General features: G+C 66.3%; 16 protein-coding genes. 6 read left to right on the top strand and 10 right to left on the bottom strand.

Going from position 1 to position 15,163, the window contains the following annotated elements; all coding sequences use genetic code 11:
• Positions 1–52 precede the first annotated feature (52 nt).
• On the bottom strand, positions 53–1,687 hold the full coding sequence (locus ACSFDB_RS16220; RefSeq protein ID WP_440771964.1) for an Hvo_1808 family surface protein: 1,635 nt from the start codon (positions 1,685–1,687) through the stop codon (positions 53–55).
• 146 nt (positions 1,688–1,833) lie between these two features.
• Between ACSFDB_RS16220 and ACSFDB_RS16225 the strand changes: the two genes are divergently transcribed.
• From ACSFDB_RS16225 to ACSFDB_RS16235, 3 genes are all read left to right on the top strand, one after another.
• Positions 1,834–2,412, top strand: a complete 579-nt coding sequence (locus ACSFDB_RS16225; RefSeq protein WP_440771965.1) for a cysteine hydrolase family protein — start codon at positions 1,834–1,836, stop codon at positions 2,410–2,412.
• Positions 2,413–2,566: 154 nt separating this feature from the next.
• Positions 2,567–2,728: a hypothetical protein gene (locus tag ACSFDB_RS16230; RefSeq protein ID WP_440771966.1), complete on the top strand. Its 162-nt coding sequence runs from the start codon at positions 2,567–2,569 to the stop codon at positions 2,726–2,728.
• A gap of 75 nt (positions 2,729–2,803) precedes the next feature.
• Positions 2,804–2,962: a hypothetical protein gene (locus ACSFDB_RS16235; protein ID WP_440771967.1), complete on the top strand. Its 159-nt coding sequence runs from the start codon at positions 2,804–2,806 to the stop codon at positions 2,960–2,962.
• An 87-nt stretch (positions 2,963–3,049) separates the two neighbouring features.
• Here the strand turns inward: ACSFDB_RS16235 and ACSFDB_RS16240 are convergent, their stop codons facing one another.
• The 7 genes from ACSFDB_RS16240 to ACSFDB_RS16270 all read right to left on the bottom strand — a co-directional run bounded on the left by ACSFDB_RS16240 (position 3,050) and on the right by ACSFDB_RS16270 (position 10,609).
• Positions 3,050–3,619, bottom strand: a complete 570-nt coding sequence (locus tag ACSFDB_RS16240; protein ID WP_440771968.1) for a nitrous oxide reductase accessory protein NosL — start codon at positions 3,617–3,619, stop codon at positions 3,050–3,052.
• Positions 3,616–4,542, bottom strand: coding sequence for an ABC transporter permease (locus ACSFDB_RS16245; RefSeq protein ID WP_440771969.1), 927 nt, complete (start codon positions 4,540–4,542; stop codon positions 3,616–3,618). Before ACSFDB_RS16245 ends, ACSFDB_RS16240 begins: the two co-directional genes overlap by 4 nt.
• A complete protein-coding gene (locus tag ACSFDB_RS16250; protein WP_440771970.1) occupies positions 4,539–5,498 on the bottom strand; it encodes an ABC transporter ATP-binding protein in 960 nt (319 codons plus the stop codon). Before ACSFDB_RS16250 ends, ACSFDB_RS16245 begins: the two co-directional genes overlap by 4 nt.
• Positions 5,479–6,879 carry a nitrous oxide reductase family maturation protein NosD gene (nosD, locus tag ACSFDB_RS16255; protein WP_440771971.1) on the bottom strand — a complete coding sequence of 467 codons (1,401 nt, stop codon included), beginning with the start codon at positions 6,877–6,879 and terminating at the stop codon, positions 5,479–5,481. The genes ACSFDB_RS16250 and nosD overlap by 20 nt, the downstream gene beginning before the upstream one ends.
• Positions 6,876–7,796, bottom strand: coding sequence for a hypothetical protein (locus tag ACSFDB_RS16260; protein ID WP_440771972.1), 921 nt, complete (start codon positions 7,794–7,796; stop codon positions 6,876–6,878). Before ACSFDB_RS16260 ends, nosD begins: the two co-directional genes overlap by 4 nt.
• Positions 7,797–7,802: 6 nt before the next feature.
• A complete protein-coding gene (nosZ, locus tag ACSFDB_RS16265) occupies positions 7,803–9,734 on the bottom strand; it encodes a TAT-dependent nitrous-oxide reductase (RefSeq protein WP_440771973.1) in 1,932 nt (643 codons plus the stop codon).
• 389 nt (positions 9,735–10,123) lie between these two features.
• Positions 10,124–10,609: a PaaI family thioesterase gene (locus ACSFDB_RS16270; protein WP_440771974.1), complete on the bottom strand. Its 486-nt coding sequence runs from the start codon at positions 10,607–10,609 to the stop codon at positions 10,124–10,126.
• A 153-nt stretch (positions 10,610–10,762) separates the two neighbouring features.
• Here ACSFDB_RS16270 and ACSFDB_RS16275 point away from each other — a divergent pair, with 153 nt between their 5' ends.
• Positions 10,763–11,263: a DUF4385 domain-containing protein gene (locus ACSFDB_RS16275; RefSeq protein ID WP_440771975.1), complete on the top strand. Its 501-nt coding sequence runs from the start codon at positions 10,763–10,765 to the stop codon at positions 11,261–11,263.
• Positions 11,264–11,615: 352 nt separating this feature from the next.
• Here ACSFDB_RS16275 and ACSFDB_RS16280 read toward each other — a convergent pair whose 3' ends face one another.
• Positions 11,616–12,515, bottom strand: a complete 900-nt coding sequence (locus tag ACSFDB_RS16280) for a DUF8155 domain-containing protein (RefSeq protein ID WP_440771976.1) — start codon at positions 12,513–12,515, stop codon at positions 11,616–11,618.
• Between the two features lie 62 nt (positions 12,516–12,577).
• On the opposite strand from ACSFDB_RS16280, the gene ACSFDB_RS16285 reads away from it, so the two are divergent.
• Positions 12,578–13,309: a lipoyl protein ligase domain-containing protein gene (locus ACSFDB_RS16285; RefSeq protein ID WP_440771977.1), complete on the top strand. Its 732-nt coding sequence runs from the start codon at positions 12,578–12,580 to the stop codon at positions 13,307–13,309.
• A gap of 158 nt (positions 13,310–13,467) precedes the next feature.
• Positions 13,468–13,965 (top strand): DUF7529 family protein, encoded by a 498-nt coding sequence (locus ACSFDB_RS16290; RefSeq protein WP_440771978.1) that lies wholly within the window; start codon positions 13,468–13,470, stop codon positions 13,963–13,965.
• A gap of 48 nt (positions 13,966–14,013) precedes the next feature.
• Here the strand turns inward: ACSFDB_RS16290 and ACSFDB_RS16295 are convergent, their stop codons facing one another.
• Entirely contained in the window at positions 14,014–14,988 is a 975-nt protein-coding gene (locus tag ACSFDB_RS16295) for a hypothetical protein (protein WP_440771979.1), read from the bottom strand.
• Positions 14,989–15,163 lie beyond the last annotated feature (175 nt).

Here is a 15,163-nt window from a genome sequence, read left to right on the forward strand (position 1 = left end):
TAGGTTCATCGCTCGTCGCGACTCGAATGCAGCCGTCGACTACCCGTGGCGCTCAGTTCCGGAGCCGTGCCACGAGCACGGCGACCGTAATGGCGATCACCGCACCGGGGGCGGCGAATCCGGGAATGGAGTCGTCGGACGCCGCCCCGTCATCCTCGTCCGCCGTCTCGTTCAGTTCACTCGGTTCGCCGGATTCGGCGTCATTCGTGTCCCCGTCCTCCGCGTCGTCCGCGTCCGCGGTGACGCCCGCCGCGACGGCGTCTAAGTCGTCGACCGACGGCGCGCGAACGATCGTCACCGTCTCGCCGTCCGTCTGAACGGCGTACGCGCCGGGATAGGCGTCATCGATCTCGTAGAGAGCCTCGCCGTCGACAGATTCGGCACCATTGAGCTCGAGCAACTCGCCGTAGCCGTCGGCGAACTGGTCGGCGTCCTCGCTCGAGGTCCACTCGGTCTGCCAGACGAAGCCGGTCTCCTCGGTCGCGGGCGTTCCGTTCGCCGCCGCGGCCGAATCGACGTAGGTGACGAGTTGGTCGCCCGCCCAGCCGTCCGTGTACGGCTGATCATAGTCGATGCGGAGATCGGGGGTGAGGAAGTCCTCGTTCTCGATCACCGACGGCTGGTTCGGATCGAGCGCGTTCCCGCCGAACATCGCGACCATTCCCGCTTCGCCCACCGTCTCGGTCGCGACCTCACCGTCGACCTCGAACGGTTCCCAGGCCTCGTCGGACTCGTCCGCGACGCTGACGTCGGCCAGTTCACGGTCTTCGTCGGGGTGAATTACCTCGGCTGAATGCTGTGGCGGGTCGTCGTAGGCCGCATCGACTGCCGACCAGCCGTCGTCGGCCTCGAGCAGGAAGTCGACGTACGTCGGCCCCTCGTCGTAGGGATGGTACAGCAATGTGTAGAGTCCCCAGTTGACGTCGCTCGGCTGAGTCGGCTGGACCTCAGTCTCGGGGAGGCAGTCCCACTCGACTCCGCAGTTGCGGTCGTACTCCATCTCCACCGTCACGGCGTCGCCCTCGATCAGGCCGTTCTTCGCGTTATCCTGATCGATGGTCTCACGGTCGTACCCCGAGAGATCGAAGTGCTGATCCTGTAAGGCGTGAAGCAGTTCGTGGCCGAGGATCACCTCGTCCACCTCGGGCGACTCCGGACTGTCCGAGACGAGGACGATTTCGTTGGCACCTGGGTCGTAGTAGCCGCCGACGCTATCGCCGTACATGGCCTCGAGTGCCGCCTCCGCGTCGGTCTCGCTGTCGACCATGAACAGCGCCTCGTAGGTGACGTTCTGTTGGACCCGTTCGTCCGCGGAGAGTTCGACGAACAGTTCCTCGTGGTCGTCCTGGAACTCCTCGCGGGAGATGACGTCGACCGGAACGTCGTCCTCGAACGTCAGTCCGCGGATCTCCTCGACGCGCGCCATCGATCGGTAGATCACCGACTCGAGTTCGTCCTCGTCTTCGATGGCGGCGTCGTCACGGTCGTCGACGTCTAGTTCGTCGTCGTGCCAGTAGCCCTCGACGTAGCCGACGGTGTCTTCGGTGGAGGGATCGTCGGGCCGGTCGGCGGAGTCGCCCGCGGGCAACAGCGGAACCGCGCCGCTGGCCGCGACGAACAGCAGTGCGAGCATCGACACCGCGACCAGGGCAGCGAGGAACCGCGTTCGCGTCAGTGTGGCCGTCATTTGGACAAGTTGACAGGCAGTAGGGAGAGGAGTGTAAAAAGGCCGCTGGTTGGTGCCGTACTCGTCGGCTCTCCCTGCGAGATAGCGTCCCCGACGACGTTCCGTCACGAACGTTTTTGGTCGCGAGTTCGTACGAAACGGTAGTGATGCACCTCGAGCCAAACGACACCGCGGTCGTGGTCGTGGACATGCAAAACGGCTTCTGTCACCCCGACGGCTCGCTGTACGCGCCGGGCAGCGAGACCGTCATCGAGCCCATCGCCGACCTCGTCGAGCGGGCCGCCGGGGCCGACGCCGCGGTGGTCTACACGCGAGACGTCCACCCGCCCGAACAGTTCGACGACGCCCACTACTACGACGAGTTCGAGCAGTGGGGCGAACACGTCCTCGAGGGATCGTGGGAGGCCGAGATCGTCGACGAACTCCCCGTCGAAGCGGCGGACCACGTCGTCGAGAAACACACCTACGACGCATTCTACAACACGGAACTCGAGGGCTGGCTGAACGCCCGCGGTATCGACGATCTCGTCATCTGTGGCACCCTCGCGAACGTCTGCGTGCTTCACACCGGCGGCAGCGCCGGGCTTCGGGACTTTCGGCCGCTCATGGTCGAAGACTGCATCGGTGCGATCGAGGACGACCACAAGGCGTACGCCATCGACCACGCCGACTGGCTGTTCGGCGAGGTCGTCGACAGCGACGCCCTCGCATTCGACGACGACTGACGCCACGACCGACGGTCGATCTGGCTATCGGTCACCGATCGACCCGAAGTGAGAGCGTTTTCTACCCCCCGTCCCAAGAGCGTGGTATGAGACGCTCTCGGCGACCTCGAGACGGGGTGCTCGAACGCCTCGCTGACGACGCGGGTGAGACCGCATGAACGAGCGACGAATGCAGACGATGTACGTCGTCGGGATCGCGCTGAACGCGGTCGCGCTGATCTACGCGGCGATGGACGGCTCGCCGCTGTTCGCAGTCACGTTCGGCATCGTCATGATCTACCTCGGCGTGCGATATTGGATGGTCTCGAACACGTAACTGACCGCGACCGCCTAAGAAGCGTGTCGCAGTTCAGGTACAACAGTATCGACGGCGAGACTGTACGGAAAATCGATGCTCGAGTCGGTCCCTCCACTCGTCGAAACGGTGATCTACGGCTACTTCCTCCTCGTCGCGGCGATCGGCTGTTACCTCTACGGACGCTTCTGGGTCAGTGCGCGGAGCCGGAATCGCGACGAGTTAGCCGATGAAACGCCCGGTCTCGAGAGTTAGGTCCGCCCCGTTATACGAACAACTGCAACGATTTACACGCTGACCGCACGACCGCTGTACGGCCAGGTGTGCACCGACTTGCAGTGGCTACGATAGTTCACCCCATCCGAGCACCTCACCGCCGTACTCCTCGGCGAACGCCTCGGCCTCTTCTCGATCCGAAAACGGCAGGAAATCCTCGCCCATCGCCCCGTGGACCTCGCTGTCGGCGACGTAGTGGAGTTCCGTCGCGTCCGCGAAGTCTTCGGCGGCCGCGTGCGTCGAGATGTGCAGTCGATCGTCGCCCTCGAGAAGATCGTACTCGACGCTCGAGTAGTCCGTAACGAACGTAGCTCGTTTCTCCCAGCCTCGAGCCTCGCGTTCCGCGTGGAAGACGAGGAGTTCCGCGACGCTGTCGAACCGGGCCGGGCCGTCTCGATCCTCGGGTTCGCCGTCGGCGTAGAACACCTGCCCGGCGGGGCCGAAGTGGTCGGCGATCGTCATCCCGCAGACGTCGCACTCCTGGCCCTCGGTGAGGTCGACGGGCTCGGCGGCCTCGTCGTCCGGCCCGCCGGACCCGAGACAGCCCGCGAGCGCGGCGGTCGCCAGGGTGCCTGTGCTGAGCAGGATCCGTCGCCGAGTAGGGTGAGGTCTCGCTATCGAGTTCGCGGCGGTCATAGCCGTCGCCTCCTGACGGCTACGGCCGCGAGCGCGATCGGTACGGCGATCCAGAGGACCAGCGCGGCGACGAGCACGCCCGTCGACAGTCCCGCCTCGGCGAGCACGGCGGCGAATCCGGCGTCGCCGCCGGCGCCGAGCGCGCCGAGGACGAGCGCCCGGAAGACGCCCGTCGGATTCGAGAGGACCATCGCCGAGATGGCCGCGTCGGGCAGCCGAAACGCCGCGACTACGCCAAGTGCGAGGAGGTCGTGAACCAGCACGAACCAGGCCCACGCGAGCAGCGCGAAGCCGAGCGCGTGGGTCTTCTCCCGCGCCAGCGTCGACAGCAGGACGCCGAGCGCGAGGAAGACGAGGCCGAGGCCGACCGCGCCGAGCAGGAAGCCGACGTAGGCCTCGAAGCCGTCGAACCCGTACTCGAGTAAGAGCGCTCCCCCCGCGAGTCCGAAACCGACGACCGTCGCGCTCGCGAGAACGGCCGCGCGACCGAGGGCGGCCCCGAGGACGATCCACGACCGCGAGACGGGGAGAGCGAACAGGGCGTGGAGCCAGCCGCTCTCCTCGCGGCCGACGATCGCGTCGTAGCTGAACGCGAGCGCGACCAGCGGGACGAGATAGACGGCGAGCACCGCGAGGCTCGCCACGACGCGTTCGAAGCCGGCGGGACTGACCGCCGAGCCGCTGAACGTCGTCAGCCCGAGGGCGAACGCCGCGAAGATTGCCGCGATCGCGATCGCCCAGCGGCTCCGCAGCGCCAACCGGTACTCCGTCGTCGCGATGACGAGCACCTGCTGGAGCGAGGTGCCGGACTCTGGCGCGTAATCCACGCTCGAGACGGGGTCAGTCTCGTAACCGCCGTCGGGTTCCAGCTCTCGGTCGGGCGGTGCGGATCGGCGATCGTCTCGTCGGTGGTCGTGGGTCATGATGGGATCTCCTCCGTGGTGGCGGTCTCCGCAGGGACGTCACCGTCCTCGTCTTCGAGCGCCTCGTGGAACGCGGCCTCGAGTCCTGGCTCTCGAACCTCGAACCGATCGACGAGCTCTCGATGGGATTCTCCAAGCGCGGCGACGAGGTCGAACGCCGCCTCGCGGTCGCAGGCGACCTCGAGTGCGCCATCGGTGTCGGTAACGTCACCGTAGCGTCGAACGGCCGCCAGCAGCGTGGGATGATCGCCCTCGCTCGCGGGGCGGACGGCGACGGTCACGCGACCGTCGTTCGATCGCAGGTCGTCGACGGCTCCCGCGGCGCGGAGTGTTCCGTCCTGCAGGACGACGACTTCGTCACAGAGGCGTTCGACCTCGCTCAGCACGTGCGAGGAGAGGACGACCGTGGCGTCGGTTTCGCGGTCGATTCGTTCGATGATCCGGTGGAACGCGGCGACGCCACGAGGATCGAGACCGGCCGTCGGCTCGTCGAGGACGAGCACCGGCGGCTCCGCGAGCAGCGTGGCCGCGAGACCGAGTCGACGCCCCATCCCGTTCGAGTAGCCCTCCACGGCGCGGTCGGCCGCGTCCGTCAGGCCGACGATCTCGAGGCAGTCCTCGGTGCGCGCGTGTCGATCCTCGAGTCCGCGGATGCGGGCGTGGATCGAGAGGACTTCCCGACCCGTCAGCGCCGCCGGAAATCCCGTGTGTTCGGGCAGGAACCCGACGCGCTCGCGGACGCGGTGGCCCGCCCGCTCGACGTCGAGTCCGCCGACCTCGATCGTGCCGCTGTCGGGTCGGTCGTGACCGACGAGCAGTTCGAACAGCGTCGTCTTTCCCGCGCCGTTCGTCCCGAGGACGCCGAACGTCGACCCCGAGGGAACCTCGAAGGAGGTGCCGTCGAGGGCGACGACGTCGCCGTATCGCTTGTGTACGTCAGTGATCGTGAGTTGCATAGTAGTCCCTCCAGTCGTCGTGGGGCGGCTCCGCGAGCGGTCGGTGGTCGACGACGCCGCCGGTCTCGAGGACCGGGAACGAGCTCTCGGCGAGCCGAACCGCGTCGAACGCCGGGCTGTCGGCGAAGACCGCCGCCTGTGGTTGTTCGTGGACGAGTCGCTCGACCGCGCCGGCGGGCTGATGGCGGATCTCGCTGGAGCCGTCGCCGTCCAGATCGACGACGCTGGCGTCCGACCAGTAGTTGCCCCGTTCGGACTCGTTCCAGGCGACCTGCACGTTCTCGGAGGCGTACGCCTGCAGGTCGTTGTCGACGAAGCTGTTTCCGGCGACCAGTTCCCCGCTCGTCCCCGCCGTGACGGAGATGCCGAGGTCGTTCCCCAGCACGAGGTTGTCCGTGAGTTCGTTGTTCTGGGCGTTGTAGACGTAGAACCCGTTGCCGTTGCCGACGACGTCGTTCCCTCGGATCTCGCTCCTGTCGATGTCCTTGACCAGGATCCCGTGGGCGCTCGAGCCGCGGTTGTTTATCGCCGCGTTGTCGACGATCTCGAGCCCCGCCGAGACCATCAGGGCGAAGCCGACGTCGTTGTCGAAGGCGACGTTACCCTCGAGCCGGTTGTCGTCCGAGTACATGTAGTGGACGCCGTAGCGGACGTTCCACAGGACGTTGTCCTCGGTGACGACGTTCTCGGCCCACTGGTAGAAGATCCCGTCGCGGGTCTCCGTGATCGCGTTGTTCCGCAGGAGGGCGTCGTCGGCCTCCCAGAGGTGGATGCCGTTTCCGCGATCGGTGCGCGGGGTGACGTCCGCGTGGCCGGCGATCACGGAGTCTTCGACGGTGACTCCGGTAGCCCCGTCGATCCAGACGCCGTGGGAGACGTCGGTGATTCGGACGTCCGAAACGGTCGCTCCCGCCGCCGTTTCGGCGACGCGAACGCCGGCGTGCTCGCCGCTCCGGTCCAGACCGGAGTCGCGAATCCAGAGCCCGTCGACGGTCGCGTTTTCCGCGCCGATCTCGAGGACCGTCCCCTCGCCGCCGCCGTCGAGTACCGCGGCGTCGGGATCGGTCGCCTCGAGCGTCAGCTCGGGGGTCTCGAGGACGACGTGCTCGTCGAACCGCCCCTCGAGAACGATCGTCTCACCAGGGTCGGCGGCGTCGACGGCGCTCTGGAGCGAATCGAACGCCTCGCCGTCGACCGTGGCGACGCCCGGCTCGTCGGGTTCCTCGACGCCGTGGGGATCCGGCACGTCGGGCGTGACGGCGACGGCGTCCGACGCCGACCCGGTGTCGGCGCTCGCGGCGAACCCCGCTCCGGCGAGCGAGGCGATCAACATCGCCGCTGCGAGCGCGGCGAACCAGCCCTCTGTTAGCTGTGGACTCATGATCGGTGCCCCTCGGTTTCGAGTCGATCGTTTTCGGTTCTCGAGATCGGCGGTCGGTCGGTCGTCTCGGTTCGGAACCGCTCGTCGTCGGCCGTCTCGGCTCGGACCTGCTCGTCGTCGGCCGTCTCGGCTCGGGTCGGCTCGGCCGCGGTCGGACGGTCGATTTCCCGTTTCTCGCCGTCACTGCTGTCCCGCTGTGCGCCGTCGTCCCCGCCGCGTCGACGGCGGAGGTACGCTCGAGCCCGCTCGCCGCTCGAGCGGACCAGCGCGGGCACGTCACGAACGGTCGCGTCCGTGTCCCGCAGGAGGTAGGCGACGGCGAGCAGGGCGACGGCCGTCAGCGTCAGGTAGCCGCCGGAGCCGAGCCACGCGTAGCCGCTGATGTTGGCGATCTCGTAGGGTCCGATTACCGGCGGCGTGAAGCCCTCGACACCCCGAAGCGGGGCGTTCGGGTCGAGCGCGTGACCGGCCTGGTGCAGTCGGTACTGGACGACGGCGAGCGTCCCCGCGAAGAGAACAACCGTCGCCATCAGGTGGTAACGCAGCCGGCGGGCGAGCGCCTCCGCGGTCGGGGCCAGCGCGACGAACACGCTCCCGATGGCCGCGAGGACGAACGGGAGCGGGCCGAGCGACCACTCCGGAACCGCGATCGCGTTCTCGTGAACCTCGTAGTTCGGCTCGACGTAGACCGGGTCGGGGAAGTAGAACCCGACGTAGTGGTTGAGTAGCTGTACCTCCGCGTACTCCCCGCCCAGCCGCGGGTAGGCGTAGAGTTCGACCGGGAGCACTCGGCCGGCGTACTGCGGCGCGGACAGCGTGATTCGCCACATCGGGAACGCGATGGCGATCAGCAACAGCCCGGCCGCTACCACGGGGAGGAGCCGCCGCAGTTCGACCGCTCGTCGAAGCCGGGCCATCGCGACTCAGTCCTCCGTCGGTTCGACGAGCAGCCGCGAGCGCATCTCAAGGTGCAGTGCGCTGCAGAAGTACGCACAGTACATCCAGTAGACGCCGGGCTTGTCGGCCGTGAACGTCACCTCGCGCGTCTCCTGCGGGGCGGTCTTGACGTTGATGTCGTACTGCGGGATCGCCAGCGAGTGGACGATGTTCTCGGCGCTCTCGATGTTCGTCGTCGTGATGGTGACCTCGTCACCCTCCTCGACCGTGACCGTATCGTGGCCGAAGTGGTTTCGCTGGTTGTACATCTTGACGTGGACGCGACCGTCCTCGCGCTCGATGCCGGTCTCGTCGAGTCCGATCGGGTCCAGCTCGAGGTCGTCGGGGTCGTAGATCGACGCGGGCTCGATATTGTCCCGGTGGACGATCGTTGCGTCGTGAGGTTCGGGGTGACCGGGGGTGTCTTTGACCAGCTGCATCCCCTCCTCGTCGTCGCCGATGTAGATCAGCTGGTCGTTGACGGGGAACGTTGGGCCGACCGGGAGGAACCGGTCCATCGAGTGTTTGTTCAGCGAGATCAGCCAATCCCCGCGCGGGTCCGCGGTGTACGACTGAGACGTGTTCAGGTGGCCGGGGCTGTAGTGAACGTCGATCCGGTCGACGACCGCCTCGTCGGATCCCGGCTCGGAGTCGACCGCTCGTTCGATGTCCCACTTGACGACCTGCGAGTCGATGAACAGCGACGTGTAGGCGTGGCCGCGGTCGTCGTAGCGGGTGTGCAGCGGCCCCATCCCGAGTTCGGGCTGGCCGACGATCGCGTCCGTTAGATCGTCCACCTCGTCGAGTCGAGCGATATCGATCACCGAGCAGGTGTTGTCGAGTTTCCCGGACGCGATCGCGTAGCTGCCGTCGGGCGTGACAGTCACGCCGTGGGGGTTCGAGGGAACGTCGATGTAGTGGACGATCGGGCTGTCGCCGCCGTTGAGCGAACTGTCTTTCGTCCCGTCGACGACCGGGACGCCGTCGATCTCTTCGTAGTCGCCGTTCTCGACGGCGTCCTCGATTGCGGGGATGTCGAACGCCTGCACGTAGTCGGTGTCCGACCGCGTCATCTCGCTCTCGGTGACCGCCTCCTCGCTGTTGTAACAGGTCCCGAAGAACCACCGGCCGTCCTTTCCGGAGTCGGCGTTGTCCATGTTGCCGTCGACGAGCACGTCGAAGACGGGGTTCATCGTCTCGGGGTCGACCGCCGACAGTACGGACGTGTACTCTTCGGGGTCGTCGAGGTCGCGGCCGTCGTTCGGCATCGGCACCCGGAACTCGCCGACGCCGAAGATGTACTTCGTGTCGGGCATCAGCGCGCAGGCACCGTGTGTCCCCTGCTGGTTCGGCAGGTCGACGATGGCGTCGGTCTCGAAGTACGTCAGATCGATCCGCGCCAGCCGACCGTTGGCCTTGTCGTTGACGAACAGCCACCGGCCGTCGTACTCGTTGTCCGTCTGGCTCACGCGGGGGTGGTGGACGTCACCCCAGGTGTAGCCGCCCGATTCCTCGAGCAACTCCCTGGTCTCGTCGTCGTAGCCGTAGCCGCGTGCGCTCTCCTTCGAGAACACCGGAATGCGCATGAGCTGGCGCATCGACGGCACGCCGTAGACGCGGACCTCGCCGGAGTGGCCGCCGGAGAGGAACGCGTAGTACTCGTCGAGGTCGCCGGGCGCCACGTCGGTGTCGACGTCGTCGATGGAAACCGAGCCGTCGCGGTCGAGGATACCCGTACAGCCGGCTAGCGACCCCATCGCACCGACCGCGCCGGCGGCCATGCCCGCTTTCATGAAGTCGCGCCGCGGGATCCGCGCGAACAGCGGATCGCGTTCCGACGCGGCGTCGATCTCGAGATCGACGTCGGTCGAGTGGGTCGTGTCTGTCGGTCCGTCGTCGGAGTCGTGTGTTTGTGTCATCGGTCTGGATCTGCGGTGCGGCCCGAGGCCGCGTGCTGGTTACCACGCTGTGCCGGCGTGACGTGGCAGTCGGAGTCGCCAACGCGGTTCGACGCGTCGATCGACTCCCCGTCACAGTTGGCCCTCGGAAACAGCGGGTTATAGCTGGGGCAGCGATTCCTGAGAAGTGGAAAAGGGCACGAACCGGTTCGGGATAAAGTAGAGATGGGGCTACTAGTACAGTTGAGTTCATCAACATTCTCTCCGATACGAACGCCGGTTAGGCCGGTTGGAGCGTCGATCCCGGTCCGAGGGCGACCGCGCGCGGTCGACAGACGGCTACAACAGCCGGAGGGCAGCAACCGCTGATCGGTGATGAACCACGGCCTCGAGGAAAATCGAGGACGGCTCTACTCGGGCCGAAACACCCGATACGCGCCCTGACCGGTCGCGACCTCCTTCGTCTCGCCGTCCGGCGTCGTGCTCTCGACCGTAATCTCGCTGACGCCGACGCTGCCGCCGAGACGGACGACGTTCGCCGTCGCCGAGAGGTCGCCGACCGCGGGCCGAAGGTAGTTGACGTTCAGGTTGATCGTCGCGATCCGGGCGCCGAACGGCTCGTCCATCTCCGTCCGGAGCGCGAGCCCGCCGACGGTGTCGATCAGCGTCGCGGCGACGCCGCCGTGGAGATCCGCGCGCTCGTCCGACGGCGCGTTCGGGCGCGTGTTGCTCAGCTTCTCGTCGTAGGGAAGCGCGAGCGTCATCGTGCCGTCGCCGACGTCGTCCACGCGCGTCCCGATCCACGAGAGGAACTCCTGGTTTTCGTCGATAAAGTACTGAATCAGACTCTCGAGGTCGTCGAACTCCTCCATCATCGCCCGCATGTCCTCGGTCATGTCCGTTGCTCCCAGACCGACGCTCTTTACGCCTGCGTTTCAGGGTTTGCCCGTTGACAACTGTTCATACCGCCGGTCGCAAGCAGTGACCTCACCCGTTTATCGCTCTGTAGACGAGAACGAGCCTGCCTCGCAGGTCTCGTGGTGATCTCAGTGTCCGACACCGACCCCGAGTACGACGTCGACTTTCGAGCACACCCCGACCAGTACGAAATCGGCCGCGGCGAGCAGGGCGTGTTCAAGATCGAACCGTACAAGAGCGAACTCCTCCCACTGTGGTCGTACAAAGACGAGGCGGCGGCTCGCGAGTCCGCCGAGGCGATCTACGAGCGGTACGAACGTTACCTCGAGGACGACGACTTTCCCGGGATGGACATGGCCCGAAAGTACCTCCAGATGGGGTACACGCGGGCGATGCGCTACGCGAAGTATCCCGGCGGGAAGAAGTACGAGGACGGGAGCGAGGCGCGTAGCGCCTCGGATGACGAGCGGACAGCGTCCGCGAGTGGCGAGGAGCGCGAGCCCCAGCGCTGGGCCGACCCGGAGAAACGGGACGCCGCGCTCGTCTTCGAGCGCTACTGGGAGCGCGTTCGGGAGGATCAAGCCTATCTCGAGGCGAAAGACGCCCACCGAGAGCGACCGCGAACGAAGTAGGAGTGGACGGCGTGCAGCGCTCGAGATAGGTTACGTACATACCGCTGGAACTGACGACCCGCGTGCGGTGGCGCACGCTGAGCCGCGGCGAACAGAGAGTGAGACGCGGCTCGTAGTCGTTCGAGGTTGTCGCGAACGAAGTGAGTGACAGCGGGGAAGACGCTCGCGTCTTCCTGTGGATGAGCGAATGAAATGAGCGAATCGGCTGGGGAGGACGTGGAAATCACTGCTGCCAGCGACGCAGAACGCTCACTTTCATCGCATTCACGACGAACACGTCACCGGCAAGCATGCCCACGAAGTGATCGAGGGAACGAACTGCAGCGACCGACGCGCAAACTCGAACGGAGAATCAGACATCGGCGCTCGAGCGAACCCGCACTCGAACCGCCTCACCGACCTCGAGCTCCGTATCCGGGCAGATCAGCTTCATCCCGAAGTCGGCGTCTTGAGCGCAGAACAGCGAGAGCCCGGTAATCGGCTCGCCGTTCGCCGTGACGATGACATCGTCCCAGTCGATCGTGTGACCTCGAGCGACGCCGACTCGGTCGCCGTTCAGGGTAATCGGCGTCGGACTGACGGCAGTCACCTCGCGCTCGAGCGCCTCGTCTCGGCCGTGGACGCCACCGCCGTCGTAGTGCGGTAGCCCCCCGTCGATCACACCACCGTCGTCGACACGGACCCCGGCGAACTCCTCGCCCGGGTTAGGATGCGTCGGCGCATCGAGCACGGCGTAGGTCTCGCCGGTCGCAACCACCGTTCCGGTGCCGTCCCACTCGAGCGGCCGAATCTCGACGCCCACCTCGAGCGGGAGCGATCCCGACGCCCGATGTGGGTTCTGGTCGGGACCCCGAACGCCGACGTGGAGGTGGTTGTCGACCCAGGGGGCGAAAAAGCCCGCGCGGACGAGCGTTCCCAGCGACTCCCCTCGTTCGACGTGTTCTCCGGCCTCGACCGACGGCTCGACGTGAAGGATACGGGCCGTCAGTCCAGCGAGGTCGCCGGGGCCGTCGCAGTCGACCAGAATCAGATAGTCGTGCTCGGGCGCGTAGGGCTTCGGCGGCGCGCGGACGGCTCTGGTCTCGAGGACGGTTCCGGAGACCGGACTCGGCGCGTCGGTCGTGCGGCCGTCTCGAAGCGTGCCGGGGTAGCAATCGATCGCACAGCCCTCGTCGTGGGCGGGGTACGGCGAGTTGTACAGCGAGAAGCGCTGGTACTGCCCAAGCAGCGCCTCGGGGAGCGTCACGGCCATCAGTTGTCAGTACCGTCTGCGCAGCGGGAGCGTTTAGGTCCGTCGGGACCAACCGCGTATCGATGCGAGTCCTTCGCGGCCGCGCGGCGACGATCGAGACCGACCGCGACGTCAGCCGGCGTCTGCTCTCGACGGCCGCCGACGGCGAGCCGGCAGTTCGCGTCTGGACACCCCACCGACAGGTCGCGTTCGGGCGTCGGGACCAGCGACTCGAGGGCTACGAACTGGCCCGCGAGCGTGCTCGTGAGCGTGGCTTCCCACCCGTCGATCGCGACGTCGGCGGCCGAGCGGTGGCGTACGACGGCGAGGCGGCGCTCGCGTTCGCCCGCGCGGAACCGGTCGCGGACTTTCGTCGCGGGACCGACGATCGGTACAAGCGTGCCACGGCCGCCGTCGAGGAGGCGCTTCGAGGCCTCGAGTCCGACACCGACTCGCTCGAGCCGACCCGCGGCGAACCCGACGACTCGTTCTGTCCCGGGACGCACTCGCTGTCGCTCGAGGGAGCGGACGGCCGCCGGCGCAAGGTCGTCGGCATCGCCCAGCGCGTCCGCCAGAACGCCGCCGTGGTCGCCGGCTGCGTCCTCGTCTCGAACCGCGAGGGGCTCGCGGCCGTCCTCGAGTCGGTCTACGACGCGCTCGCGGTGCCGTTCGATCCCGAAACGGTCGGCTCCGTCGCGGCGGCGGGCGGGCCATCCGAGCCGTCGATTGTTCGGTCAGCCCTCGAAGACGCCCTCGTCGGCGACGAGCGATCGACCGTGACGATCGACACCGTACCCGACCTCGAAAGCGACTGAGTCGATCGAGCGGCGGCCAATACCGGGCTTCAGCGGGCAATATTGGGCGACTGACGGCTATCGACGGCCCGGCATCGTGGCGATGAGACAAGGTTTTTCCTCTCGGTGCCGTCGGAGTCGAGTATGACTCGAGTCCGACCAACCGTGGAGGAAGCGCGATGACAACGGACGCAGCCGACTCGCAGTGGACGGCCGTCCTCGAGGACGCGACGGCCATCGCCGAGGAGTACCAGGAGAACGGCTGGGACGCGATCGTCCTGGAACCCGACGCCGTTTCGCCGGTCGACGCCGAGGAACGGACCGGGTTCGACGTGGAGGTGTCGCCCGACGAGTACGAGTTCCTCGAGCGGCTCATCGAGAGCAGCGAGGTCACCGTCACGACGGCGGACGTCTACTACCGGCCGCCAGAGAACGACACCGATCCGCGGATCGCCCTCGCGGTCGAGCGCGACGACGAGACGGAGACGGCCGTGTTCGTCCCCCTGAAATACGATCTCGACGACTCGAGAGCCGTCTTCGAGACGGCGCTGCGGGCGGAGGAGCTCCTCCTTCACGTGACGACCGACGCGCCGGCCGACGACGGTTGGGTCAGCTTCTCGCACGACGATCCGTCGCTGTTCCTCGAGGAATCCGACGTCCGGGAGTGGAGTCAGTGAGGAACGGCTCCCGCTCGGCCGGCAACTATTCCGGCTAGCCGGAACTGTTCAGCACGAATCGAACTCGAACTCACCGTTGAGCGCCATCGAGTGGTCGTCGTAGTACGCGTAGAGATTTTGTGGCGCGGTGTATCGCCCGCCGTAGTGGCCGACCGGACCGTTCGTGTCGATGATGTTATCGGCGTGGTCCGTTGTGAACCTGAAGTCCTCACGTTCGAAGATGAGTTCGTCGTCGAGCCAGTATCGCACGATACCGTCGGCGTTCGCCTCGCCGTCGGTGACCGTATTCGCGCACACGTAGTACTCGAACTCGTACCACACGCCGGGTTCGATCGCGGGCGATCCCCGCGCATATTCCTCGCCGTCGAGGAGGTAATTGTGATCCCCGGTACCGTCGCCGTTCCCCATGTGGTACGTGTTCGAGAGGAGGCGGAACGGACCGTTCGGATCAGTGCCTCTATCGGTCACGTACATACGATTACTCCAGCCGTTCGTTCCGTCGGGGGTCCCGCCGCCGGCACTCCCTTCACCGCGGGCGATTGCGCAGTTCCAGAGCCGACAGTTCGAGGGTGCGTTGCGGCCGCCCATCGTCCAGTTGGTGTTGAGCGCGAAGTTGACGCGCCCGTTGAGTTCGAACAGTCCGCCCTCGAAGTCGTAGTGTGTACTCACGCCCCAGTGGTCGTTTTCGTTGACCCGGAGTTGCAAAGCACTCTCTCCGGACGCCGTCGGGTCGGAAACGATCGTCATGTTGTCGGGGTCGCCGTTCGACACGCGGTAGAGTTCCTCCCAGCTACCGTAGTCGTCGTAGTCGAGGTGGACGATCGAATCCGGACGGTTACAGCTCGCAGCCGCAGTGTCGGCTCCGAGCCCGGCCACGCCGAGCAGACCGCCGGCACCGAGGAGGCTGCCAAGCTGCAGCGTCCGACGTCGGGTGACGTTGGTGTTGGTCGTCTTCTCGCTCGATTCGTGTTCAGTTGCGTCTTCAGCCGCGCGGTTCTCCGCGTCCGTAGTATTCGTAGACATCCACTCTCCGCTGGGTGATCGTCGCTAATTGTATCGAATTCGCTACGAATATACGAATCGCTGTCAGGTTACCACGCGAATAGTTGTTGAGCGCAGAACAATCATAGTGCAATGACTACTTCGCCCGTTCAGTCGATATTCGGTACCGGTGGGCTACAGACGACAGCATCCAAAA

It is taken from the genome of Natronorubrum amylolyticum, from assembly GCF_052040145.1.
GTDB lineage: Archaea > Halobacteriota > Halobacteria > Halobacteriales > Natrialbaceae > Natronorubrum.